Annotated in this window: 27 protein-coding genes and 1 riboswitch; of the genes, 10 read left to right on the top strand and 17 right to left on the bottom strand. The window is 69.7% G+C overall.

Features of this window, described 5'->3' with window-relative positions; genetic code table 11:
- Positions 1–588 precede the first annotated feature (588 nt).
- Together ACRXBZ_RS22760 and ACRXBZ_RS22755 are read left to right on the top strand one after the other, a co-directional pair.
- Positions 589–2,304, top strand: coding sequence for an MFS transporter (locus ACRXBZ_RS22760; protein ID WP_433880822.1), 1,716 nt, complete (start codon positions 589–591; stop codon positions 2,302–2,304).
- 9 nt (positions 2,305–2,313) lie between these two features.
- On the top strand, positions 2,314–2,790 hold the full coding sequence (locus tag ACRXBZ_RS22755; protein WP_433880821.1) for a DUF2771 family protein: 477 nt from the start codon (positions 2,314–2,316) through the stop codon (positions 2,788–2,790).
- Between the two features lie 9 nt (positions 2,791–2,799).
- Here the strand turns inward: ACRXBZ_RS22755 and ACRXBZ_RS22750 are convergent, their stop codons facing one another.
- Positions 2,800–3,330, bottom strand: a complete 531-nt coding sequence (locus tag ACRXBZ_RS22750) for a response regulator transcription factor (RefSeq protein ID WP_433880820.1) — start codon at positions 3,328–3,330, stop codon at positions 2,800–2,802.
- A 119-nt stretch (positions 3,331–3,449) separates the two neighbouring features.
- Entirely contained in the window at positions 3,450–3,842 is a 393-nt protein-coding gene (locus ACRXBZ_RS22745; protein WP_168586362.1) for a cold-shock protein, read from the bottom strand.
- A gap of 284 nt (positions 3,843–4,126) precedes the next feature.
- Here ACRXBZ_RS22745 and ACRXBZ_RS22740 point away from each other — a divergent pair, with 284 nt between their 5' ends.
- A complete protein-coding gene (locus ACRXBZ_RS22740; RefSeq protein WP_433880819.1) occupies positions 4,127–4,291 on the top strand; it encodes a hypothetical protein in 165 nt (54 codons plus the stop codon).
- Between the two features lie 135 nt (positions 4,292–4,426).
- Here the strand turns inward: ACRXBZ_RS22740 and ACRXBZ_RS22735 are convergent, their stop codons facing one another.
- Positions 4,427–5,047, bottom strand: a complete 621-nt coding sequence (locus ACRXBZ_RS22735; protein ID WP_433880818.1) for an HAD family hydrolase — start codon at positions 5,045–5,047, stop codon at positions 4,427–4,429.
- A gap of 122 nt (positions 5,048–5,169) precedes the next feature.
- Between ACRXBZ_RS22735 and ACRXBZ_RS22730 the strand changes: the two genes are divergently transcribed.
- Positions 5,170–6,144, top strand: a complete 975-nt coding sequence (locus ACRXBZ_RS22730; RefSeq protein ID WP_433880817.1) for a R2-like ligand-binding oxidase — start codon at positions 5,170–5,172, stop codon at positions 6,142–6,144.
- Positions 6,145–6,406: 262 nt separating this feature from the next.
- Here the strand turns inward: ACRXBZ_RS22730 and ACRXBZ_RS22725 are convergent, their stop codons facing one another.
- A complete protein-coding gene (locus tag ACRXBZ_RS22725; protein WP_433880816.1) occupies positions 6,407–6,574 on the bottom strand; it encodes a hypothetical protein in 168 nt (55 codons plus the stop codon).
- Between the two features lie 128 nt (positions 6,575–6,702).
- Here ACRXBZ_RS22725 and ACRXBZ_RS22720 point away from each other — a divergent pair, with 128 nt between their 5' ends.
- Positions 6,703–7,104: a YccF domain-containing protein gene (locus tag ACRXBZ_RS22720; RefSeq protein WP_433880815.1), complete on the top strand. Its 402-nt coding sequence runs from the start codon at positions 6,703–6,705 to the stop codon at positions 7,102–7,104.
- Between the two features lie 211 nt (positions 7,105–7,315).
- Here ACRXBZ_RS22720 and ACRXBZ_RS22715 read toward each other — a convergent pair whose 3' ends face one another.
- The 5 genes from ACRXBZ_RS22715 to ACRXBZ_RS22695 form a co-directional block, all read right to left on the bottom strand.
- Positions 7,316–8,080, bottom strand: a complete 765-nt coding sequence (locus tag ACRXBZ_RS22715) for an HAD-IIA family hydrolase (RefSeq protein ID WP_210435703.1) — start codon at positions 8,078–8,080, stop codon at positions 7,316–7,318.
- A 26-nt stretch (positions 8,081–8,106) separates the two neighbouring features.
- Positions 8,107–9,195 carry a sulfate/molybdate ABC transporter ATP-binding protein gene (locus ACRXBZ_RS22710; protein WP_433880814.1) on the bottom strand — a complete coding sequence of 363 codons (1,089 nt, stop codon included), beginning with the start codon at positions 9,193–9,195 and terminating at the stop codon, positions 8,107–8,109.
- A complete protein-coding gene (locus tag ACRXBZ_RS22705; RefSeq protein ID WP_433880813.1) occupies positions 9,192–9,962 on the bottom strand; it encodes an ABC transporter permease in 771 nt (256 codons plus the stop codon). Before ACRXBZ_RS22705 ends, ACRXBZ_RS22710 begins: the two co-directional genes overlap by 4 nt.
- Positions 9,963–10,030: 68 nt before the next feature.
- Entirely contained in the window at positions 10,031–10,786 is a 756-nt protein-coding gene (gene modA / locus ACRXBZ_RS22700; RefSeq protein ID WP_433880812.1) for a molybdate ABC transporter substrate-binding protein, read from the bottom strand.
- A complete protein-coding gene (locus ACRXBZ_RS22695) occupies positions 10,783–11,184 on the bottom strand; it encodes a TOBE domain-containing protein (RefSeq protein ID WP_168586354.1) in 402 nt (133 codons plus the stop codon). Before ACRXBZ_RS22695 ends, modA begins: the two co-directional genes overlap by 4 nt.
- Before the next feature lie 170 nt (positions 11,185–11,354).
- Between ACRXBZ_RS22695 and moaA the strand changes: the two genes are divergently transcribed.
- From moaA to ACRXBZ_RS22680, 3 genes are all read left to right on the top strand, one after another.
- On the top strand, positions 11,355–12,413 hold the full coding sequence (gene moaA / locus ACRXBZ_RS22690) for a GTP 3',8-cyclase MoaA (protein WP_210435564.1): 1,059 nt from the start codon (positions 11,355–11,357) through the stop codon (positions 12,411–12,413).
- Positions 12,414–12,417: 4 nt separating this feature from the next.
- A complete protein-coding gene (locus ACRXBZ_RS22685) occupies positions 12,418–12,711 on the top strand; it encodes a MoaD/ThiS family protein (protein WP_433880811.1) in 294 nt (97 codons plus the stop codon).
- Between the two features lie 584 nt (positions 12,712–13,295).
- Positions 13,296–13,441: riboswitch (cyclic di-AMP (ydaO/yuaA leader) on the top strand.
- Between the two features lies 1 nt (position 13,442).
- A complete protein-coding gene (locus ACRXBZ_RS22680) occupies positions 13,443–14,081 on the top strand; it encodes a transglycosylase family protein (RefSeq protein ID WP_433880810.1) in 639 nt (212 codons plus the stop codon).
- Positions 14,082–14,292: 211 nt separating this feature from the next.
- Here ACRXBZ_RS22680 and ACRXBZ_RS22675 read toward each other — a convergent pair whose 3' ends face one another.
- The gene (locus ACRXBZ_RS22675) at positions 14,293–14,745 is read right to left on the bottom strand and encodes an iron chaperone (protein ID WP_433880809.1); all 453 of its coding nucleotides are present in this window, start codon (positions 14,743–14,745) and stop codon (positions 14,293–14,295) included.
- 87 nt (positions 14,746–14,832) lie between these two features.
- On the opposite strand from ACRXBZ_RS22675, the gene ACRXBZ_RS22670 reads away from it, so the two are divergent.
- Positions 14,833–15,063: a hypothetical protein gene (locus tag ACRXBZ_RS22670; RefSeq protein WP_433880808.1), complete on the top strand. Its 231-nt coding sequence runs from the start codon at positions 14,833–14,835 to the stop codon at positions 15,061–15,063.
- A 229-nt stretch (positions 15,064–15,292) separates the two neighbouring features.
- Here ACRXBZ_RS22670 and ACRXBZ_RS22665 read toward each other — a convergent pair whose 3' ends face one another.
- The 5 genes from ACRXBZ_RS22665 to ACRXBZ_RS22645 form a co-directional block, all read right to left on the bottom strand.
- Positions 15,293–16,207 (bottom strand): molybdenum cofactor biosynthesis protein MoaE, encoded by a 915-nt coding sequence (locus tag ACRXBZ_RS22665; RefSeq protein ID WP_433880807.1) that lies wholly within the window; start codon positions 16,205–16,207, stop codon positions 15,293–15,295.
- Positions 16,208–16,631: 424 nt separating this feature from the next.
- Entirely contained in the window at positions 16,632–17,111 is a 480-nt protein-coding gene (gene moaC / locus ACRXBZ_RS22660; RefSeq protein ID WP_168586348.1) for a cyclic pyranopterin monophosphate synthase MoaC, read from the bottom strand.
- A 132-nt stretch (positions 17,112–17,243) separates the two neighbouring features.
- Positions 17,244–18,698 (bottom strand): NAD-dependent malic enzyme, encoded by a 1,455-nt coding sequence (locus ACRXBZ_RS22655; RefSeq protein ID WP_433880806.1) that lies wholly within the window; start codon positions 18,696–18,698, stop codon positions 17,244–17,246.
- Positions 18,699–18,911: 213 nt separating this feature from the next.
- Positions 18,912–19,115 (bottom strand): hypothetical protein, encoded by a 204-nt coding sequence (locus ACRXBZ_RS22650; protein ID WP_190819033.1) that lies wholly within the window; start codon positions 19,113–19,115, stop codon positions 18,912–18,914.
- Positions 19,116–19,183: 68 nt separating this feature from the next.
- Positions 19,184–19,336, bottom strand: coding sequence for a hypothetical protein (locus tag ACRXBZ_RS22645; protein WP_433880805.1), 153 nt, complete (start codon positions 19,334–19,336; stop codon positions 19,184–19,186).
- A gap of 128 nt (positions 19,337–19,464) precedes the next feature.
- Between ACRXBZ_RS22645 and ACRXBZ_RS22640 the strand changes: the two genes are divergently transcribed.
- Entirely contained in the window at positions 19,465–21,717 is a 2,253-nt protein-coding gene (locus tag ACRXBZ_RS22640; RefSeq protein WP_433880804.1) for a helicase-associated domain-containing protein, read from the top strand.
- 659 nt (positions 21,718–22,376) lie between these two features.
- Here ACRXBZ_RS22640 and ACRXBZ_RS22635 read toward each other — a convergent pair.
- Together ACRXBZ_RS22635 and ACRXBZ_RS22630 are read right to left on the bottom strand one after the other, a co-directional pair.
- The gene (locus ACRXBZ_RS22635; RefSeq protein ID WP_433880803.1) at positions 22,377–22,973 is read right to left on the bottom strand and encodes a GTP-binding protein; all 597 of its coding nucleotides are present in this window, start codon (positions 22,971–22,973) and stop codon (positions 22,377–22,379) included.
- Complete coding sequence (locus ACRXBZ_RS22630; RefSeq protein ID WP_433880802.1) at positions 22,954–23,700, bottom strand: DUF742 domain-containing protein; 747 nt, start codon at positions 23,698–23,700, stop codon at positions 22,954–22,956. Before ACRXBZ_RS22630 ends, ACRXBZ_RS22635 begins: the two co-directional genes overlap by 20 nt.
- Positions 23,701–23,725 lie beyond the last annotated feature (25 nt).

Below are 23,725 nucleotides of genomic sequence, written 5' to 3'. Positions count from 1 at the left end.
CACCTGCGTTGACCATCAGGAAGACTGGTGGCCTTCACGCTTCCTCGACCACTGCCAGCACGAACGCTGGTCTGACACGGTCTCCACGTGCGTTTGGCCTTGCGGCCGGTTCCCACGCAACTCGCGGTACCTGACGTGTTTCACCTGCCGCCGCAGGAAAACCGCTGACCGGGCTTGGCTTTCGCTCGGTCAGCAAGCAACACACTACACCACGCTCTGTCACACATTGACACAGGATCCGGAACTGTCAGTAACCCCTACGGCTACTGGCGTCTGACCCCGGCCTGAGGTTCTGCCTGCTCAGGTGCCCGTGCGCTTTTTTGGGGGCGCAACTATTCGCGGTGCTGGGTAAAGATGCATCGTTTCGGGTTGGTTTGGTTGCCGCGAAGGAACCTGGGTCCCGCCCATACTCACGGGGCTCCGGAGCTGCTTTGAACCACCTGGTCGGGGGTGATTTTGCGGGCGTTGATGTCGCTCGATGGTGTCCGGGTGTATCTGGCGGGCGGGTTCCTTCCTCTTTAACCGTGGGACCGCCGAAATCCGGCGGAGACCCGATCGGCCGGAGGCGGGTGAGGCAGGATGAACGGTATGGGTTTGCGACGCCATGACCAGCGGTCGGACGCCTCGCGCGGCCGATCGGGCTGGGGCGCCGGGCAGCGCCGCAAGCGCGGTTGGTATGCCGAAGGCGGCCGGGAGGCCGAGCACGGCTCGGCGCAGTGCGCCGAGCACCGGTTCGAGGCGTCGAGCAGGGGCGAGCCCGACCGGGGCGAGCGGCGGGGTTCCGGCGCGGGTTCGCGGGGGGACGAGCGGTCCGATCGGCGGTATCCGTGCGAAGAGGATCCGGATTACGAGCGTCCGCGCAGCAGTGCTCGGCGGTTGCCGCCGCTGCCCGGAGACCACTCCGGCCGCGCGGAAGACCCCGAACAGCCTGAACCGGAGAAACCCCGCGGCACCGCGCCGCCCCAGAAGCTGACCGTCACCCGTGTTGCCGCTTGGCGCAGCCGGGACCTGACGCAACGCGCGATGCGGATGTTCTTCTCGCTCGCACACGCCGACGGCGCCGACCGGTCCCGGCTCGCGAAGTTCACCTACGCCGTGATGGGCAACTACGCGGTGGACGCCGCGATGGCGGTCGCGCTGGCCAACACGCTTTTCTTCTCCGCCGCCACCGGCGAGAGCAAGGACAAGGTCGCGCTCTACCTGCTGATCACGGTCGCTCCGTTCGCGGTGATCGCCCCGGTGATCGGCCCGGCGCTGGACCGGCTGCAGCAGGGCCGCCGCATCGCGCTCGCCGCGTCGTTCGCGGCCCGGGTGCTGCTCGCGGCTGTGATGGCGCTGAACTTCAACAGCTGGTTGCTGTACCCGGCGGCGCTGGGCTGCATGGTGCTGTCGAAGTCCTTTGGCGTGCTCAAGGCGGCGATGACGCCGCGGGTGCTGCCGTCGCAGATCACGCTGACCAAGGCCAACTCCCGGCTGACCGCGTTCGGCATGGCCGCGGGCGGGATCTTCGGCGCGATCGCCTCCGGCTTCGCCTGGTTGCTGGGTTCCGAGGGCGCGCTGTGGTTCATGGCCGCGATGGCCGTCGGCGGCGTGTGGCTGTGCCTGCGGATTCCCGGCTGGGTGGAGAGCACCGAGGACGAGGTCCCGACGTCGATCGGCGCGCACCCGGAGCAGACCAAGAAGGTCCCGGTGAGCGGGCACGTGGTCGTGGCGCTGTGGGGCAACGGCGGCATCCGGGTGCTGACCGGGTTCCTGACGCTGTTCGCCGCGTTCGTGATCAAGCAGAGCACCCAGCACGAGCCGTTCATGCAGCTGGTGCTGCTGGGCCTGGTCGGCGGCGCGGCCGGGGTCGGCAGCTTCCTCGGCAACGGGCTGGGTTCGAAGATGCACTTCGGCAAGCCGGACCGGGTGATCATCGCCTGCCTGGGCAGCGCGCTGGCCGTCGCCGTGTGCGCGGCGGTGCTGGCCGGGCTGCCGCTCGCCGTAGTGGTCGGCCTGGTGGGTGCGACAGCAAGCGCGCTGGCCAAGGTCTGCCTCGACGCGGTGATTCAGCACGACATGCCAGAGGCCTCGCGGGCCTCGGCGTTCGGCCGGTCTGAGACGATCTTGCAGCTCAGCTGGGTCTTCGGCGGCGCGCTGGGCGTCCTGCTGCCACCGGTCTACTCGATCGGGTTCGTCGTCGTCTCCGCCGTGCTGGCGCCGATGCTGGCGCAGACGATCGTCGCCGGGCGCGGCGGCACGCTGCTGCCCCGCATCCGGCGCCGGGCCGCACCGGCCACCGAACGACCAGGGGCCAAGTCGTAGGCTCGAACCGTGCATCGTGGACTGAAGCCGCTGCTGGCGGCGGCGGGCATCGCGCTCGCCGCCGGTTGTGCCGCACCCAGCGAACCGCAGGTTACCTTCTACTCGCACGGGAACTCGGCGGCCGTCAACCCCGCCCAGCTCTGCGACGCGACGGGGCAGAACTGCAAGACGCCGTCGGAGAACACCGTCGGCGACCTGCGCGTGCCGGACAACGATCCGCTGCAGATCTCGGTGCCCGGCGAGGTCGCCGCCACGCCGTGGCAGGTGGTGTTCATCTACCGCGGCACGAACGGCCAGGAGCTGGACGGCCGCAGCGCCGTCTTCCGCCCCAACGAGCGCCACGCCTACACGCTGCAGGTGCCGCCGGACGGCACCCGGTTGGAGCACGTGGAGGTCCAGCAGTTCTCGGCGGTGCTGACCCAGGGCACGGACGGCGGTGTCGACTTCGGCATCGGCGGCACCTGGATCCTGAACGTCCACGAGTGACGGCCGGCTTCAGCCGCCGACCAGCCCGGCCTCGTAGGCGGTGATCGCGGCCTGGACGCGGTTTTTCGCGGACAGGCGCTGCACGATCGTCCGGACGTGCGCCTTGACGCTGCCTTCGGCCAGGAACAGCCGCTGCGCGACGTCCTGATTGGACAGTCCCGCGCCGACCAGCGCCGGCACCTCGCGTTCCCGCAGGTTCAGGGTCGCCGCCCGGTCGCGGGCGGCGTTGCGCCGGGTAGCCCGGCCGGGCATCGGCGGCCGGGTTCCGCACGATGACGTTGAGCGCATCCGGAGTTCGCTCGACCCGCACCCTCCGAGTCGTGGCCGTAGCCGGCGGCGTGCACGACCCCGTCGTCCGGCGTGCACGACCCCGTCGCCCTTGGTGACCACGACCGAGAATCCGGGTACGCCGGTGGATTCCAGCGCGTTGGTCAGGTACTCGTCGATGGCGGGCGCGGTCGGCTCGGGCGCATCGTGCGCATTGGCCGGGCCGAGCGAGATCCCGAGCGCCACCGCGAGCGCGATGGTCTTGGCTGTCACGAAGGTGAATCTGGGAATCCGGGCGCCCTCGCCGGATCTGCCGACCGACCACACCGCCCCTGCCGCGGGGCATAAAGAAGCCGGGCGCACCACGATGCGCCCGGCCTCCGCGACGTTCGTCAGTTACCCGGATCGAGCTCGCGGGCGACCGCGCGCACGACCTCGCCGATGCGCTTGGCCATTTTGCGGTCCGGGTAGCGACCGCGGCGCAGGTCGGGCTGGATCTTCAGCTCCAGGAGCTTGATCATGTCCTCGACCATGCCGTGCAGTTCGTCGGCGGAGCGGCGGTGCGCCTCCGCCACCGACGGCAGCGGGTCCAGCAGCTTAACCTTGAGCGCCTGCGGACCGCGGCGCCCCTGCGCCATGTCGAAGTCGACGCGCTGGCCGTTTTTGAGTGCGTCCACGCCGGACGGCAGCGCGGAGGATCGCACATAAACGTCCTCCCCACCGTCCTGGGTCAGGAAGCCGAAGCCTTTTTCCGCGTCGAACCACTTGACCCTGCCGGTAGGCACTGTCCTCACCGTTCCCTGTCGAATGCGCTGGCCCGGTCTCCGGGTCCTCGGTCGTCCTTGTCTTCTCCGCCGAGTGGGGCCGAACGACCCCGGCACGACGAAAGCGCCCCGAATACGCCACGCAGTTGGGCGCGCCGGGACGCGTCACGACTAGCGTACCGCGTAACCATCCGACAACACCCGGCCTTATTGACCAAGGCCCGCTGCGGCACCGGGCTCAGTCCGTGAATACCCTGCTCAGCATGGCTAGTGCAACGTCCAGGTCCGCAGTGCTCCCGGTATCGATGGCCCTGTTCGGGCTGGGCCTGCTGGCGATCGTCATGATCTTCGGGCTGGCCGCCGCCGGCTACCAGAACCTGCCGATCTGGCTGAACCTCGCCAGCCTGCTGTGCCCGGCGGGCTTGATCTTCGGCGTGGTCGCAACCATCTTCCGCAACCGCAGGCGCTGAATCCGCCAAGCGGGACCACGCCCGACACAGGGGTTCCGCGTCGGCGATTTCGCGCGAAATCGCCACCTGGCACGCGTGGGGAGCGGCGATTTCGCGCGAAATCGCCGCCCTACTCCGCCAGGCTCCCCAGCACGATCAGGCGTGCTGCGCGAGCCACTCCGGGAACTCCGTGAGGTCGCGCAGCGCGACGTCGGCACCGGCTTCCACCAGGTCGTCGACGCCGTAGGGGCCGGTGGCCACGCCGACGGCGACCGCTCCCGCGGTCTTCGCGCCGACGATGTCGCCGAGGTGGTCGCCGACGTAGATCTTCGCGCCCTCCTCGCGGAGTACCTCGCCCTTCGCCGCGGCGAAGACGTCGCCGGCGAGCAGGTCGACGTCCCAGCCGAACGCCTTGAGGTGTAGGGCCGCGTTCGGCTCGAACTTCCCGGTGATCACCAGCGTGCGCCCGCCGGCTTCGCGGACCGCGTCCAGCGCCGGCGCGGCGCCCGGCATCGGCTCGGTCGCCCCGACCACCACTGACGGGTAGATCTCGCGGAAGTGGTTCACCAGCCGCTCGACCATCGGCTCGTCGAAGCCGTATCCGCGCATCGTGTCGGCCAGCGGCGGCCCCAGGTGCGCGGCGAAGGCCTCGCCGTCCAGCGACAACGCGAACTCCGCGTTCAGTGCTTCGATGGCGCGCACCATGCCGGGGCGCGGGTCGATCAGGGTCATGTCCAGGTCGAAACCGACGGTCAGGGCGCTGCGCTGTTCTGCCACGCGCCTCACCCTACGTGCGAGCGGACTCGCCGCCCGACCCCCAAACCCTTGATTCAGAGCAGTGCAGTACCGAAAACCATGTCGTAATATTTCTCACATTTCGGCGAGCTGGAGTCCTTCAAATGACGAGCACCACCGCGCACCCCGCCCATCGCGCAGGCTTCCACTCTCTGCGGGCCAGCGGCCTGAACTGGGACTCGCTGCCGCTGCGCCTCTTCAACAAGGGCAACGCCAACTTCTGGAATCCCGCCGACATCGGCTTCAGCAAGGACACCGAGGACTGGCAGCGGCTCAACGAGGCCGAGCAACGCAGCGTGGCCAGCCTCTGCGCCCAGTTCATCGCCGGCGAAGAGGCCGTGACCCAGGACCTCCAGCCGTTCGTGGCCGCGATGGCCGCCGAGGGCCGGTTCAGCGACGAGATGTACCTGACGCAGTTCGTGTTCGAAGAGGCCAAGCACACCCAGGTGTTCCGGCTGTGGCTGGACGCCATCGGACTCACCGAAGACCTGCACGGGCTCGTCGAGGAGAACCCCGGCTACCGCGAGATCTTCTACCGTGCGCTGCCCGAGTCGCTGCACGCGCTGCACGACGACCCCAGCCCGGAGAACCAGGTGCGCGCGTCGGTCACCTACAACCACATCGTGGAGGGCACGCTCGCCCTGACCGGCTACTACGCCTGGCACAAGATCTGCGTCAGCCGCGGCATCCTGCCCGGCATGCAGGAGGTCATCCGGCGCATCGGCGACGACGAGCGCCGCCACATGGCGTGGGGCACGTTCACCTGCCGCCGCCACGTCGCCGCCGACGAGCGCAACTGGGACGTCGTGCAGGACCAGATGGCCCGGCTGCTGCCGCACGCCATCGCCCAGGTCCAGTGGAAGCCGGAGGACGCGCCCGAGGTGCTGCCCTTCGAGCTGGACATGGATGAACTCACGGCCTACGCCTCGGACCGCGCGACCCGCCGCCTCGGCGCGATCTCCAGCGCCCGCGGCGTGCCGCTGGCCCAGATCGATGTCGACGCCTCCCCGGAGCAGCTGGAGGACCAGTTCGGCGCCGAAGACGCCGCCGAACTCGCCAAGCTCGACGCCAAGGGCTGATCCCGGACTGCAGCGCAACTTCTCGCTTATGCGCCAAGCGGCCGAGTGTCGCGTGAACCCCAATCCGCGCGGCCGGTTCGCCGGTGCAAGGCACCCTTAACCTGCAACTTCCCGGCAGCTGCTCAGGAGTTGAGGCGGGTCAGCGCCCGAGGGAGTTGAGGCGGGTCGGCCCGAGCGGCTTCGGCCTCGATCTCGGCGGCGATGCCGACGGCCGCCTGGGTCACGGCGTGCCGGTAGGAGCTCGCGGTGGCGGCCTCGTCGGCTAGCGGGAACCGCGTGCGGATCCAGACGGCCAGGCGAGGGTGTGGCAGATCAGGACATCCGGCGCGGCGGCATCGTCCAGATGGCCCTGCGCGGGCACCGCGTCGGCCTCCGCGGCCGGGCCGTCACGGTCCTCCGCGGCGAACTCCTCGCATGAAGCCTGAACCACACCGTTCCACCTGGTCAGGACCCATGAGCATTTTGGGTTGCCTATCGGAGCTGTTTCCAAACTCGTCCTGCGTGGCGGTGCGGGTAGCGGGGTCGGCGGGGCGGGCGCCGGGCTGGCACCGTATAGGCATGCGGTTGTTGCTGAACATCATCTGGTTGGTGCTGTGCGGGTTCTGGATGGCGGTGGGTTACGCGTTCGCCGGAGTCCTGCTGGCGATCACGATCATCGGCATCCCGTTCGCCATCGCGTCCTTCCGGATGGCCAACTTCGCGCTGTGGCCGTTCGGCCGGCGGCTGGTGGACGAGCCGGCCTCGGGCACGTTCGCCGCCATCGGCAACATCATCTGGCTGGTGCTGGCCGGCTGGTGGCTGGCGCTCGGGCACATCTTCACCGGCCTCGCCCTCTGCGTCACGATCATCGGCATCCCGCTGGGCATCGCGAACTTCAAGCTCGTACCCGTCTCGCTGATGCCGCTGGGCAAGCGGATCGTCGACGCCGACGATCCGTACGCGTTCATGCGCGTCCGGTGACCTCCGGAGCACCGGCGTACCACCGACCATCGAATCGCAGCGCCGCTGGCCCGGCTCACCGAGCCGCCGCGCGGAGCCCGTGCGCGACGCCGCCGAACGCCTGGCCGAGGACCCGAACCAGGTCACCAGCGCGATCGACCTGCCGAAACCCGCTTCACCATCCTGAAAGCACCGGGCACCCGCGCCCGCCCGGCCACGGGTGCCCGCCGCCTCAGGCCTTGAACGGGTCGAGGACGTGGCCGGTGAGGTCGGCAATCGAGTTGACCACCTTCGTCGGCCGGTACGGAAACAGCTCCGCGGTGTTCTCGGTGGAGATCCCGGACAACACCAGGATCGTCTGCAGACCCGACTCCAGCCCGGAGCGGACGTCGGTGTCCATCCGGTCCCCGATCATCAGGGTGTTCTCCGAATGCACGCCCAGGTGGCGCAGCGCGGACCGCATCATCAGCGGGTTCGGCTTGCCCACGTAGTAGGGCGCGCGGCCGGTCACCCGCTCGATCAGCGCGGCGACGGCGCCGGTGGCGGGCAGCGTGCCCTCCCGGCTCGGCCCCTTCTCGTCAGGGTTGGTGGCGATGAACCGCGAACCCGCCTCGACCAGCCGGATCGCCTTGGTGATCGCCTCGAAGCTGTAGGTGCGGGTCTCGCCGAGGATGACGTAGTCCGGATCGCGGTCGGTCAGCACGTAGCCGATGTTGTGCAGCGCCGTGGTCAGCCCCGACTCGCCGACCACGTAGGCCGAGCCGCCGGGCCGCTGCTTCTCCAGGAACTGCGCGGTCGCCAGCGCGGAGGTCCAGATCGCACCCTCGGGGACGTCGAGCCCGGTGCGCTGCAGGCGGGCGCGCAGGTCACGCGGGGTGTAGATCGAGTTGTTGGTGAAGACCATGAACGGGATGTCGTTGTTGTGCAGGGCCGCCAGGAAGGCGTCCGCGCCCGGCACCATGTGCTCCTCGTGCACGAGCACGCCGTCCATGTCCATCAGGTACGTCCAGGGGGATGGCTCAGTCACGCCCCCGATGTTCCACCGGAGGTGGGGTGGATGGCTACCTCGGCGGCCTTCACCACAAACCAGACCTCGTCGTCCGGAATGAGCCGCAGATCGGCGACGGCCGCTGGGGTCACGTCGGCGGCCAGCGAGCAGTTCCGCGCCACGCCGCGCACCCGCACGACGTCGCCGCGCGGTTCGAGCGCCGCCAACCGCACCCGGATCGCGTTGCGCGGGCTGCCGTGGGGCCGCTCGCGGTGCACCGCGACGGCCGACGGCGAGAACACCGCAGCGGCGGATTCGCCCTGCTCCAGCTCCTCGACGATCCGGCCGCTGATCGCGCCGTCCCCGAACGAGATGCCGTCCGCCGCGGCCACCCCGGGCACCAGGTTGAGCCCGGCCACCCGCGCCGTGAAGGCCTCCTTCGGCCGGGCCAGCACCTCGCGGGTCGGGCCCTGCTCGACGATGCAGCCGTCGAGCAGCACAAGCAGCCGGTCGGCCAGCACGACCGCGTCCAGCACGTCGTGGGTGACCAACACGGTCGGTTTCTCCTGCCGGCGCAGCACTTGGTGCAGCAGCCCGCGCATGGCTGGGGCCGCGTCGACGTCGAGCGCCGCCAGCGGCTCGTCGAGCAGCAGCAGCTGCGGGTTGGCCGCCAGCGCCCGGGCCAGCGCCACGCGCTGCGCCTGACCGCCCGACAGCTGCCCGGGCTTGCGCGCAGCCAGGCCCGAAACGTCCACTTCGGACAGCCAGCGACCGGCGAGTTCCCGGGCCTCCGCCTTGCGGACGCCGGCCGCGCGCGGGCCGAAGGCGACGTTCTCCAGGGCCGTCAGGTTCGGGAACAGCAGGGCGTTCTGCGCGAGCAGCCCGACGCCCCGGCGGTGCGTCGGCACGTTGATCCCGCGCTCGGTGTCCAGCCACGACGCGCCGTCCAGTTCGACCCGCCCGCGATTCGGCACCAGGTGCCCTGCCAGCACGGACAGCAGCGTGGACTTGCCCGCCCCGTTCGGCCCGAGCACGGCGAGGACCTCGCCCGGCGCCACCTCGAACTCCGCGCGCAGCGTGAAACCGGCGCGCCGGAACTCGATGTCGGCCCGCAATCCGCTCACAGCCGTCCTTCCACCGCCTTGGGCCGGGCCACCAGGATGACCAGCAGCGCGACCACCACCAGCAGCAACGACATCGCCACCGCAGCGTCCACATCGGACTGGGCCGTGTTGTAGATGGCCAGCGGCAGGGTCCGGGTGGTGCCCTGCAAACTACCTGCGAAGGTGATCGTCGCGCCGAACTCCCCCAACGCCCGCGCGAAGGTCAGCACCAAGCTCGACCCGAGCGCGGGCAGCAGCAGCGGCACGGTGACCCGCCGGAACGTCAACCAGGGCCCGGCGCCGAGCGTCGCGGCGACCTGCTCATAGCGCCCGCCCGCGGTCCGCAGCGCGCCTTCCAGGCCGATCACGAGGAAAGGCATCGCGACGAACGTCTGCGCCAGCACCACGGCCGCCGTCGTGTACGGCAGGCGAATGCCCACGGTGTCGAGCAGCTGCCCGAGCGGGCCGGTGCGCCCCAGCAGGTAAAGCAGCGCGAGGCCGCCGACGACCGGTGGAAGCACCAGCGGTAGCAGCACGAAAGCCCGCACCATGCGCAGTCCGCGCATCCGGGACCGCGCCAGCACCAGCGCCAGCGGTCCGCCCAGCACGAGGGACAGCCCGGTGGAGATCAGCCCGGTGATCACCGACAGCCACAGGGCGTCGAGCGCGGCGGGGCTGAGCAGCAGCGCCGGCAGGCGTGCCGGGTCGACGCGGGTCAGCAGCCCCAGGACCGGCAGGACCACGAGCGCCAGCGCGAGCGCCGCGGGCACCCAAAGCACCACCGGCACCTGGGTCGTCCGCAATTTCAATGGAAATCGAAGATCCGATTTCCATTGAAATTGCGGTGATCGCCTGGTCACGGGGTGCCGAAACCGTGCTGACCGAGGACCTCGCGGCCGACCGGACCTCGCACGAACGCCATGAACTCCGCGGCCAGCTGCTTCTCCGACGCGGCCCCGATCGTCGCGATCGGATAGGTGTTGACCGCCTGCTGCGTCTCCGGGAAGTCAACCGCCTGCACCTGGGCCCCGGCCGCCTTCGCGTCGGTGACGTACACGAGCCCGGCATCCGCCTCCCCCGCAACGACCTTCTGCAGCACCGACTTCACGTCGTTCTCCTCGCTGGCCGGCGTCAGCTGCACGCCGGAAGCCTGCGCCACCTTCTGCGTGGCCGAGCCGCACGGCACCTGCGGCGCGCAGACCACGACGGTCCGGCCGCGCGCGGCGAGATCGGCGAGCGAGGCGATGTGGGCCGGGTTGCCCGGCGGGACCACGATCGTCAGCTGGTTCGTCGCGAACGTCTCCGGCTGGCCGACCAGGTCGCGCACCTTGTCCATGTTCTTCGTGTCCGCCGAGGCGAAGACGTCCGCGGCGCGGCCCTGCTTGATCTGCTCGGCCAGCGTCGACGAACCCTGGTAGTCGAACTGCACCCGCACGTCGGGATGCTGCCGCGTGAACCGCGTGCCGAGCTCGTCGAAGGACTCGGTGAGGGACGCCGCCGCGAGCACTGTCACCGTGCGCTGCGGCTGGGACTGCTGCCCGGCCTGCCCGCACCCGGCCAGCAGCACGAGCGCAACCAGCGCACCGACGATCATCCTGAGCTTCGCCATCATCCCTCTCCCGGTGTTTCCACCACGACGTTGGTCGACTTGACCACGGCAACCGCCAGCGCCCCGGGCACCAACCCGAGCTCGTGCACCGCCTCGGTGCTCATCAGCGAGACGATCCGGTGCGGGCCGCACTGGATCTCCACCTGTGACATGACCCGGTCCGAGACCACCTCGGTGACCAGCCCGACGAACCGGTTCCGCGCCGACCGGCCGATGCCGGAGGGATCCGGCGTCGAGCGCGCCTGGGCTCGGGCGAACTCGGCGAGCGCGGCGCCGTCGACGGTGCGCCGACCGGCGGAGTCCCGATCCGAGGGCAGCTGCCCGCCCTCGATCCACCGGCGCACCGTGTCGTCGCTGACGCCGAGCAGCCCGGCGGCCTCTGAAATCCGATAGTGCGGCACAGCCGGAACAATACTTCCGCAGATGCGGGAAAAACCAGGGAATATGCCCGCCGATCAGGATCTCGCAACGGGTTTGTGCCTTCCTGCGCCCCCGTCGAACTGCCAGGCGGGTCCGCACAAAACCGCTCGCGCGATCGAAATACCCCGCCGCTACGCGCTAGGGTCGTGGTGTGACCGCGGTGGACCTGGGAATCCCGCTCGTGCGCCGCACGACCGATACGTCTGCACGTCCGGACACGCCCCAACTGGTGGACCGGTTCGGTCGCGTGGCCACCGATTTGCGCGTCTCCCTGATCGACAAGTGCAACCTGCGCTGCACCTACTGCATGCCCGCCGAGGGCTTGCCGTGGTTGAAGCGCGCGGAGTTGCTCGACACCGACGAGATGAACCGGCTGATCCGCATCGCCGTCGAGGAACTCGGCGTCAATACGGTGCGCTTCACCGGTGGCGAACCGCTGCTTAGGCAGGACCTGGTTGACATCATCGCGGCGACCGCTGCCCTGCCCGGCCACCCGACAACATCGCTGACCACCAACGGGATCAACCTCGGCGGCTACGCCGAACCGCTGGTGCGCGCCGGGCTGAACCGGGTCAACGTCTCGCTGGACACCCTCGACCGCGACGTGTTCAAGCGACTCGCCCGCCGCGACCGCCTCGACGACGTGCTCGCCGGGCTCGCGGCGGCGAAGACGATGCGGCTGGAACCGGTCAAGGTCAACGCGGTGCTGATGCGCGGGATCAACGACCACGAGACCTGCGACCTGCTGCGGTTCTGCATCGAGCGCGGCTACCAGCTGCGGTTCATCGAGCAGATGCCGCTGGACGCCCAGCACGACTGGGACCGCGAGCAGATGATCACCGCCGAGGAGATCCTGGACCGGCTCAGCGCCGAGTTCGACCTCACCCCGGACGTCGCCGAGCGGGGTTCCGCCCCCGCTGAGCGCTGGCTGGTCGACGGCGGGCCAGCCACGGTCGGCGTGATCGCCTCGGTGACCAGGCCGTTCTGCTCGGCGTGCGACCGGACCCGGCTGACCGCCGACGGCCAGTTGCGCTCGTGCCTGTTCTCGACGACCGAGACGGACCTGCGCGGGCCGATGCGCGCCGGGGCGGACGACACCGAACTGATCCGGTTGTGGCAGGAGACGATGTGGGCGAAAGCCGCGGGGCACGGCATGGACTCGGGCGAGTTCGCCCAGCCGGCCCGGCCGATGAGCGCTATCGGGGGTTGAGCGGATGACGGCGCTGCCGGACCAGGCCAGGATCGTCGCGGTGCAGGTGAGGTATTTCGCGGGCGCCCGCGCGGCCGCCGGAGTCCAGGAGGAGACGGTGCGCGTCGCGCGGCCGGACGGTGCCGCGGTGACCGCTGCGGACGTCATCGCCGCCGCGCTGAACCTGCACGGCGAGAAGCTGGAGAAGGTGCTGCCGGCGTGCAGCTTCCTGCTCGACGGCGTCGCCGTCAGGGACCGCACCGTCGAGGTCTCCGACGACGCGACGCTGGACGTCCTCCCGCCGTTCGCGGGCGGCTGAACCGCACCTTCTTGGCCCTTCCGTACCGACGCTGAAGTTACTGCGCGCGCGGGCGTGCGCGCGCACGCGAATACAACATGCGTCGGCGTGTCGTACACGCTCACTCGGGTGACATTTTGATATCGCTCCAGACCATGTCGATCTTGATTCGCGAGCCGCATCCTTCGGCAGCCTTAACGACCCCTGATCTAGCGACATAGATCGCTACTCTGCGCACCGATGAGAACCCTCTTCGTGATCGTCTCGGCGGTGTCCCGGCACGCCCGGGCGAGAGTGAAGAGGAGTCGACGGCGCTGTGAACCACTGCGTCGAGCGTTGCTCGGAGGAAGTAACGAGGTGACCCATGACTCACTGTCGGTGATCGATATCGGCCCGGAAACGACTTGATAACAACGTCCTGATCAGCACAAATATCCCGGATCGAAGCACCTACCCCCGCTGTTACTGTGATCAGCGTCACATGATCTCAGGTTTCCGATCTCCGCATTGGTTACGTAGTGTCGCTCCTCGGTCGGCCCCGAACCGATCAGCAAGGAGCGGAAGCCCGCAGCGCCGAGCCCTGTCCGGCGGGCTTCCAGACCCCGAAACGAAGAACACCGGACAGGGGCGGGGGACCCAACACCCGGGCTCCCCGAAGCCCTAGGGGTGAAGCCGGTTCCCCCGAACCGGCCGGGCTGCCTCTCAGCCCGAACCCGACAGCTCACCTCGCAGGCGCGGCAGGAGAGAGGAACATGGCTCGCTACCAAGGCAAGCACCGCAGGCCTTCCAATACCAGCCGCACCATCGCCCGCGTCGCCGTCGCCGGCGCTGTGGTCGCCACCCCGATCGCGATCGCAGCCCCCGCCAACGCGGCGTACGCCCCGAACTGGGACAAGCTTGCCCAGTGCGAGAGCAGCGGCAACTGGAGCATCAACACCGGCAACGGCTACTACGGCGGGCTCCAGTTCAGCTCGTCGACCTGGGCGGCCTTCGGCGGCACCCAGTACGCCGGCAGCGCCCACCAGGCGACCCGCGAGCAGCAGATCGCCGTCGCCGAGAAGGTCCTCGCCGCGCAGGGCCCCAACGCGTGGCCCGGCTGCACCGCCAAGCTCAACTGGACCACCGGCGGTACCCAGGTCAGCGTCAAGACCACCACGCCCGCCAAGACCACCGCGCCGAAGCAGACCGAGACCAAGGTCAAGCCCCAGACGACCACGCCCAAGCCGGCGGTTAAGACCAGCGGCGCGGACTACACGGTCCAGATCGGCGACACCCTGAGCGAGATCGGCGAGAAGTTCGGCGTCGCCTTCCAGGAAATCGCCCAGCGCAACTCGAACATCATCAGCGACCCGGACCTGATCTTCCCCGGTCAGCGGCTCGACATCAAATGATCTGGTCGACCGGCCAGTCCGGTCGGCGAGGAGTACGTGTCGTACCCCCCGACACGGCACGTGCTCCGCGCCTCTCGGAACCCCCACCGCAAACCCCCGGCGGCGGGGGTTCCGGCATTCCCGGGGTTCCTCGCTCGTCCGCGATGCGGACGGCGGAACATCAGACCCCGCCTGTTCCCCGGGAATCCTAGGACCGTTCAGTGGGCTCGGCTCAGCTCACCGCCTGCCGCACGAGGGCGCCGATGCGCGCCTCCACCTCGGGCGTCACCTCGATCAGGGCGAAGCTCGTCGCCCACACCGCGCCGTCGTCCAGCTTCGCCTGGTCGTTGAACCCGAGCGTCGCGTAACGCGCCTTGAACTTGTCCGCGCCCTGAAAGAAGCAGACGACTTTGCCGTCCAACGCGTAGGCGGGCATCCCGTACCAGAGCTTCGGCGCGAGCATCGGAGCGTTGGCCGTGACGATGGCGTGCACGCGCTCGGCCATGACCCGGTCGGAGTCGGGCATCTCGGCGATCTTCGCGACCACGTCCCGCACCGCCTCTGCCGCTTTGTCCGCGCGCGAACTGCGGCGCGCTTCCTTCTTCACCTCTTGGGCGTGCTCCTTCATCGCGGCCCGCTCCTCGGCCGTGAATCCTTCGTAGGCGGTGGTCTTGGTGCGGCTCATAGCGGATTCCCCTCGAGGATCGTGGTGTGCGGGACCTCAGCCCGGCTTCCCGTGCTGCCCAGGTGTTCTTCGGCAGGTGGAAAGGTGGTGTCGTCAACGTCATACGTCAGGTCGCCGACCGGCGGGCGCTTCGGCTGGGCACACGGCGCTGTCCCGGGCGAGCGCGGCGACCACTTCCGGCGGGCGGTAGTGGCACATCAGGCCAGGGCTTCCACTGAGGTGGTTCTGCGGGAGCATTCGGCGGCCGCAGGGCCGGCCACCTCGAAGGTGATCGTGTCGATGGAGGTCACGGCAGGAACGGTAGGTGCGGCCCGGTGACCGGCGCTTCTTGATTCCTGATCGGTCTTGGCGCACCGCACGAGCTCGCCGAGCAGTCCGCGCTCGAGCGCCTCGCAGCGCCGTGTCCGCTGGCTCGCTTGATGGACGCGTTGGTTTCGCCTTCCCGCCGCGCTGATTCCCGCCGCGCTGACCGCGATCGATCAGCGCGGCGCAGCGGCGCTGCACTCACTGGGCCTGTCGGCTATCGAAGTGAATGCCTGGAGCAGGATCAAGGGCAGTTGACCCATTCTTCGGTGTTGTCGTCGAAGACCTGGCGCTTCCAGATCGGCAGGCGCCGCTTCACCTCGTCGACCAGCTCCGAACAGGCGCTGAACGCCTGCTTGCGGTGTTCCGCCGCCACCGCGCACCCGAGCGCCACATCGCCGATCTTGAGTAGGCCGATACGGTGCGACACCGCGATGGCGCGCACCCCCTCGAAGCGCGCCGCGATGTCCTGCGCCACCTCGGCGATCACGTCGGACGCGCTGGGATGCCCGACGTATTCGAGCTCGCGTACGCCGCGCCCGCCGTCGTGGTCGCGGACCACCCCGCCGAAGGTCACCACCGCGCCTGCCGCACTGTGCTCCACCGAGCGGGCCAGGCCCTCGACGTCGATCACCTGCTCGGTCACGTCGGCCCGCAGGACCTCCGCGACCACGCGGTTCGGCACCGCGTGATCGCCGCCGTGCAGCTGGTCGACGGCGTGCTCCAGGACTCCGTCCAGCACGCCGAGCCCGTCCTTGACGCCGCCGCGCGAGCCCGGCAGGTTCACGATCAACGTCCGGCCGCTGACCCCGGCGAGCCCACGGGAAAGCACCGCCGTCGGGACCTCCGGCAGGCCTGCCGAGCGGATCGCCTCGGCCAGCCCCGGGATCGGGTAGTCGAGCACCGCCGCCGTGACCTCGGGCGTGCGGTCGGTCGGGCTGATGCCGGTGCCGCCGGTGGTGATCACGACGTCCGCGCCGTCGGCGACCGCGCGGCGCAGTTCCTCCCCCACCGGGTCGCCGTCGGGCACCACGACGGGGGCGGGGGCCTCGTAGCCGCGCCCGCGCAGCCATTCGACGATCACCGGACCGGTGCGGTCGGGGTACACGCCGGCCGCGGCGCGGTTGGACGCGGCGATCACTCGCGCTGTCCTCGTCATGGAGACCTCCTGTGTGTTTCATGCCCCGCCCGATCGGCCGCCGCAGGGGCCATCCTCCGTGACCTACCGATACGGCCTCAACCCCGCCCGCTCCGCGGCACGCGGCACCGGTGCCGTTCCCGCAATTTCAAAATGGAAATCAGACCTTCGACTTCCATGAGTCTTTTTCATCCTGGCCGATCCGGCGCCGCGACGCTTGGAGTCTTACGACGCGAGCATGCGCCGGAGACGCAAGGCCCACCCTCGCAACCGGCACCGCCGCGGGTTCTCAGCGGTCTTCTCGCGAGGACAGCCTGGACGCCGCTTATTGGTCATACCCAAGTCTGGGGTCCCAAAGCCGAGAAAACCGCTGAGGTTCCGCTACCCGCGCCGCAACGCAAGAAGAGGCTGGAACACACTCAAATGGAAATCGCGGCCCCCTGGATCAGGCGTCGCGGTTCCAGGTGCCGGTCTTGCCGCCCTCCTTGCGCTCCACCTGGACGGCGTCGAGCACGGCGGCCGGGTCGACGGCCTTGATCATGTCGTGCAGCGTCAGCCCCGCCCCGGCGACCGCGGTCAGCGCCTCCATCTCGACGCCGGTGCGGTCGGTGGTCTTCACCGTCGCGGTGATCCGCACCTCGGCCTCGCCGAGCACGAGTTCGACCTTGGCGCCGGAGATCGCGATCGGGTGGCACAGCGGGATCAGGTCCGGGGTCCGCTTCGCGGCCATGATCCCGGCGATCCGGGCGGTGGCGATCGCGTCGCCCTTCGGCAGCCCGTCGCGGCGCAGCAGGGCGATCACCTCGGCAGTCGTGCGCACCACTCCGCTCGCGACAGCGGTGCGGGCGGTGGGCTGCTTTCCGGAGACGTCGACCATGCGAGCCGCGCCCGCCTCGTCGACATGCGTGAGCTCGTCCTGCGCCATGCCCCGAGCCTAGACCTGCCGGGGGTTGCGGAAATCACCGCGGCACGGCTTCCCGGACTGCGCCTTCGAGCTGTTCACGGGGCCGTGAGTCTTGTCGTCACGGCTGCCCAACAAGCTCACGGCCCCGTTAGATCAGTACTCGATGTCCTCGGCCATGGACCAGGGCAGGGAAGAGCCGCCCTGCGGCGCCGGGTTGTCTTCCTTCGACGCGATCGCGGCCTTCTTCACCGCCTCCGCGACCGCCGGGGCCACCGCCGTGTCGAACACGCTCGGCACGATGAACGACGCGTTGATCCGCTCCCCGTCCACGACGTCGGCGATCGCGTTCGACGCCGCCAGCATCATCTCGTCGGTGATCTTGTGTGCGTGCGCGTCCAGCAGACCGCGGAACACGCCCGGGAAGGCCAGCACGTTGTTGATCTGGTTCGGGTAGTCGCTGCGGCCGGTCGCCACGATGGTGGCGTGCTTCTGCGCCTCTAGCGGGTCGATCTCCGGGTCGGGGTTGGCCAGCGCGAACACGATCGCGTCGGAGTTCATGGACGCCACGTCGTCCGCGCTGAGCAGGTTCGGCGCGGACACGCCGATGAACACGTCCGCCTCGCGCACCGCGTCGGACAGCGTGCCGCTGCGGCCGTCCTTGTTGGTGGACGCCGCGATGGACCGCAGGTTCGGGTCGCTGTCGCCGCGACCGGCGTGGACGATGCCGTCGATGTCGACGGCGATGATGTCGGCCGGTTTCTTGTGCTGCAGCAGGCGGATGATGGCCGAACCGGCGGCGCCGACGCCGCACACCACGATGCGGCAGTCGGTGATGTCCTTGTTCACCACGCGCAGCGCGTTGCGCAGCGCGCCCAGCACCACGATCGCGGTGCCGTGCTGGTCGTCGTGGAAGACCGGGATGTTCAGCTTCTCCCGCAGCCGGGCCTCGATCTCGAAGCAACGCGGGGCGGCGATGTCCTCCAGGTTGATGCCGCCGTAGACCGGGGCCATCAGCTCGACGGCGCGGATGATCTCCTCGGTGTCCTGGGTGTCCAGGCAGACCGGCCAGGCGTTGACGCCGGCGAACTTCTTGAACAGCGCGGCCTTGCCCTCCATGACCGGCAGCGCGGCCGCTGGGCCGATGTTGCCCAGCCCGAGCACGGCGGAACCGTCGGTGACCACCGCGACCGCGTTGCGCTTGATGGTCAGCCGGCGGGCGTCCTCGGGGTTGTCCGCGATCGCGGTGCACACCCGGGCCACGCCGGGGGTGTACGCGCGGGAGAGGTCGTCGCGGTTGTTGAGCGCGACCCGCGAGTTGACCTCGATCTTGCCGCCGAGGTGTACCAGGAAGGTCCGGTCGGAGATCTTGCGCACCCGGACGCCGGGCAGGGCGCCGAGAACCTCGGCGAGGTCGTTGGCGTGGTCGGCCGACAGCGCGTTGCAGGTGATGTCGACGACGATGCGGTCGGCGTGCGACTCGACGACGTCGAACGCCGTGATGACGCCGCCCGCGCGACCGACCGCGCTCGTCAGGTCACCGGCAGCGGTCGTCGACGGCGGGGCCTCGACGCGAACGGTGATCGAATAACCCGGACCTGGAACCGGCATGGCACACCCCTGTCGAGCTGATCGGCTATGGACTTGGTGGGTGCGGTCCTCCGGCGGCCCGCGGGCCGCCGGAGGCAGATCGCCCATCCGGGATGCAAGCCCTTCGGGCCGGCTAAGCGACCAGAACTTCACCCAGCACGAAAAAGCCTAAAACTTTCCCGACTGTGAGCGACGTCCGGTCCTGTTACCGACCGGTTCCCCTTGACAGGAGGGTCACTTGTTGATTCGGGTGACCGGGTGGACGTAGGAAACGGCGTCCTGCCCGAGCGGGAAGGCGGTGTCCCCGAACGGCGACAACGCGCCCTGCTTGTCGGCCAGGAACTCGCTCACCGGGTGATCGCCGTCCGAGACCTTCGGCCAAGACGGGTCAATGCGGTCCTTTTTGGTCTTGCCGGCCACGTCGTTCCTCCTGTGCATTCCGGCTACGGTGCACTTCCAGTTTGCCGGATCCGGGCCCGGACCTCACCCAAGGGTGCGCAGCGCAACTAGGCCGCATCAAGCAACGTTGATCGGGTGTTGAGGGTGCTGCCGATTTCGCGCGAAATCGACACCTCTCCCGCACGTGGAATGCCGATTTCGCGCGAAATCGGCACTTCTCCCGCACGGCCCGGATGGCGGGTGGGCTGCGTGATGATCAATAGGCCGATCAAGGTCGTAGCCGCGGCACTAGGACCGGCGCGCGGACCTCGGTCCGGTGCGATGCATCTCTCACCAGGCGGCGACGGAGAACGTCGGCGCAGCGCAGCCGCTGAGTATCGTGGAGAGGATGTCATCACTGGCGGATTGGCTGCGGGCACGCAGCGACGAACAGCTCGTCGCCCTGCTGCGCGCGCGGCCCGATCTCGCCACCCCACCGCCGGCCGACAACTCGGTGCTGGCGACGCGCGTCGGAGTGCGCTCGTCCGTCGCACGGGCCTGCGAGGACCTCGATTCCTTCGCCCACGCCACGCTCGAGGCGCTGGTGCTGCTCGACGCCGACGTCGTCCCGGTGCCGTTGGACGCCGTCGCCGGGCTGCTCGGCCGCGACGTCACGGTCGAACGCGTCCGCCGATCCGTCACGCAGCTGCGTGACCTCGCGCTGGCCTGGGGCGAGAACGCCGAGCTATCGGTGTCCACGGCGGCGCGGGAGGCGCTCCCGACCTTCCCCGCCGGGCTCGGGCGCCCCGCCGAGCACCTCACCGAGGCGGCGGCGAAGGCCGCGCTGACCGACCTCGACGAGGAGGAGCGGCGGCTGGTCGGCAAGCTCGCCCAAGGCGCGCCGATCGGCCGTACCAAGGACGCCGCCAGACATGTCCCGCTGGAGCAGGCGGCCAATCCGGTGCAACGGCTGCTCGCCAAGGGGCTGCTGCTGCGGCGCGATGCCGAGACCGTCGAGCTCCCGCGCCAGCTCGCGTTGGCCGTGCGCGGCGACCACCCGATGGGCCCGGTGGAGCCCGAGGAGCCGATCCCGGACCTGACCGGCACCGACCAGTCCAATGTGGACAACACCGGTGGTGGCGCGGCGCTGGAGCTGCTGCGGCACGTCGAAGAGCTCCTCGCCGCCTGGGGCGAGGAACCACCGGACGTGCTGCGCTCCGGCGGCGTCGGCGTGCGCGACCTGCGTCGCACCGCCAAGGCCATCGAGATCGACGAAAACCAGCTGGGCCTGCTCGTGGAGGTCGCGGTCGCGGCCAGCCTCCTCGCCAACAGCGAGGGCTCGGAACCCCAGTGGGTGCCCACCATCCAGTCCGACACCTGGCTGGCCTCCCCGCCCGGGCAACGCTGGGCAATCCTGGCCCAGGCCTGGCTGGACCTGCCCCGGCTGCCGGGCCTCATCGGCGCCCGCGACGAGAAGGACCGGCTGCTCAACCCGCTGTCCGAAGACCTGCGCCGGCCGCTCGCGCCGAAGGACCGCCGCCGCATCCTCGACTACCTCGACGAACTGCCGGGCGGACACGGCGCCCGGCCGGACGACGTCGCCGCCGTGCTCGGCTGGCGCGCCCCGCGCCGCGGCGGACGGCTGCGTGACGACCTGGTGCGCTGGACCCTCGCCGAGGCGACCGCCCTCGGCGTCGTCGCGCTGCACGCGCTGACCACCGCCGGACGCGTCCTGCTCGTCGACGGCGCCGCCGAGGCGGCCCGGCAACTCGCCGACGCGCTCCCCGAACCACTGGACCACGTCCTGGTGCAGGCCGACCTCACCGTCGTCGCGCCGGGCCGCCTCGAACCCGACCTCGCCATCGAGATGAAACTCGTCGCAGACGTCGAATCCGCGGGCAGCGCAACGGTTTACCGGATCAGCGAAGGCAGCATCCGGCGCGCGCTCGACGCCGGCCACACCGCCGACGACCTGCACTCGCTGTTCCGCACCCGCTCCCGCACCCCGATCCCGCAGTCGCTGACCTACCTCATCGACGACGTCGCCCGCCGTCACGGCCGGCTCCGCGCGGGCACCGCCGCAGCCTTCCTGCGCTGCGACGATCCGCTGCTGCTGGCCGAAATCCTGGCCAAACCCGAGAGCGAAGAACTCGAACTCCGCCGCATCGCCCCAACCGTCCTGGTCAGCCCCCTGCCACTGGCCGACGTCGTCGCCGTCCTCCGCGTCGCCGGATTCGCCCCGGTGGCCGAAGGCCCCGACGGCAACGTGCTCGACCTCCGGGAGAGCGGTCGGCGAGTGCGCGGCAAGAGCCGCCCGGCGCAGCCGGTGGCGATCGCCGCGCCGAGCCCGGAGCAGCTCGGCGAGCTCGTAGCGCAGCTGCGAGCCGGCGACCGGGCGGGGGCGGCGCGGCGCGGCAGCGCCGTGAGCCCCGAGCGCGGGCGGCCGAGCGCCGAGGCGACGCTGCAGCTGCTGCGCGACGCGGCGCGGCAGCGCCGGAGCGTGTGGCTGGGGTTCGTCGACACGCACGGAGTGCGGAGCCAGCGCGTGGTGCGTCCGGTGAGCGTCGGCGGCGGAATCCTGCAGGGCTTCGACACCAGCAGCGAGGAGCTGGGCAACTTCCCGCTGCACCGGATCATGTCCGTCGCACTCGTCGAGGACTGACCGCCCGGCACCAGGCCGTAAGCTTCACGCTCCGCAGGTCCGGGGCCCGCCTCCACCCCAGAGCGCCGTCACGCTGGTGTCGGCGCCGGCCTGCTGGAGCCAAGCCGCGGCGCCAACGGCTACCGCGAGTACCGCGACGATGCCGTCCCGACCATGATCCAGATCAGGAAGCGCCTCGAAGCCGGACTGTCGACCCAGGAAATCGGATACCTGCAGCCCCGCGTCACCGGATCCGCACCCGACTTCGAACCCTGCCCGGAACTCCTGGACGCCCTGCGAGCACGCCTGCGCGGGTTAGACGAACACATCAACACGCTCGTCCGCTCCCGGAAGGTCCTCTACGACTACATCGATGCGATGGAACGGCGTGCTCCACGGCAGGATTGCGGCTCCACAACGCAGTTTTCGAGGCAGCGCTGGATCGCTCCCGTTGGGCCGCCAGCGGGAGCTCCAGGCTGCGAGGTCCCGAACAAGCGTAACAAGCGTCATATCCCCGAGAAACGCTCACTGGCATCCAGCAGCAGGAGCCTTGCTTTCGCAATTTCACCGGGAAAAGCACGTTAGCGCCGAAATCCAGGGACTGGCCACTGTGGACCATTTTGACCGGGTCAGGGCAGGGTGCCACCTGCACCGCTACGAAGGGGCCTGGAAATCCGGCCTCAACGCGTCGTGGCCATGCGTTGGCGCATTGCGTGTTCGACCAGGGCGATCAGGGCCTGCTTGGTGGACTCGCGGTTCCGGGCGTCCACCGTGATCATCGGGACCGAGGCGGCGATGGTCAGCGCCTCGCGGATGTCCTCCTGGTCGTGGTGCAGCACGCCGTCGAAGGTGTTCACCGCGATGATGTACGGCAGGCCCCGGTCGTCGAAGAAGTCGATCGAGGCGAACGCGTCCGCCAGCCGCCGGGTGTCGACCAGCACCACCGCGCCGATCGCGCCGCGCACCAGGTCGTCCCACATGAACCAGAACCGGTGCTGGCCCGGGGTGCCGAACAGGTACAGAATCAGGTCGGAGTCCAGCGAGACCCGGCCGAAGTCCATCGCGACCGTGGTGGTGACCTTGTCCGGCGTCGCGCTGAGGTCGTCGACCCCGACGCTGGCCTCGGTCATGACCGCCTCGGTGGTCAACGGCACGATCTCGGACACCGAGCCGACGAAAGTCGTCTTCCCGACACCGAAACCACCGGCCACCACGATCTTCGTCGAGGTCGTCTGGCCGGCCGCATTCGATCGGGGATCAGAGCCTGCGAAGCCCACTGAGCACCCTTTCCAAGAACTCCATGGACGGCCGGCCACCGACGACCATGCCACTGTCGTGAATCAGAACCAGACCGGTGTCGGCCATGTCGCCGATCAGCACCCGGACGACTCCCAGCGGGAGGCGCAGGTGCGCGGCCACCTCGGCCACCGAGCGAGCCTCCAGGCACAGCTCGGAGATCGAGCGGTGCTCGGCCCTGGTCTGGGTCGCCTGGGAGCGACCGCGTTCGCTGGTGGTCACCAGCGTTTCGATAGCAAGATCATAATCGGTGCGGGTGCGCCCGCGCGTGCGGGCGTAGGGCCGCACCAGGGAACCGCCGTCGAGGCTGTCGGACTCCGGCTGGTCGATGCTGGGGATCGCCGGCATCGATCCGGAAATCGACGGCATTGACTGGGAAATCGGCGGCATCGACTGCGAGATCGATGGCATCGACTGCGAAATCGGCGACATCGACTGCGAGATCGACGGCATCGACACCGACGGCGGGCCGCTGTCGTTCGGCCGGGGACCGGCGGCAACCTCGGGCACCGAGTCGTAGCTGGAGCCGAACAGGTCCGCGCCCGGGCCGCCGAACAGCGCCCGGTCGTAGCCGCCCATCGACTCCGATCCGTGGCCGGCCGAACCGTCGTTGTCGACGAAGTCGTCCTGCCAGGACTCGACGCTCAGCCGCTTGTTGTAGAGGCGGAAGAGGTCTCCGTCCCAGCTGGGCTCGGAACCGGTGTTCATGGCGAACTCCCCTCAGCGTTCCCCA

The organism is Saccharopolyspora hattusasensis, assembly GCF_050972075.1.
GTDB lineage: Bacteria > Actinomycetota > Actinomycetes > Mycobacteriales > Pseudonocardiaceae > Saccharopolyspora > Saccharopolyspora hattusasensis.
The sequence above is the reverse complement of the archived record's forward strand: the minus strand, read 5'-3'. Positions and strand labels throughout refer to the sequence as shown.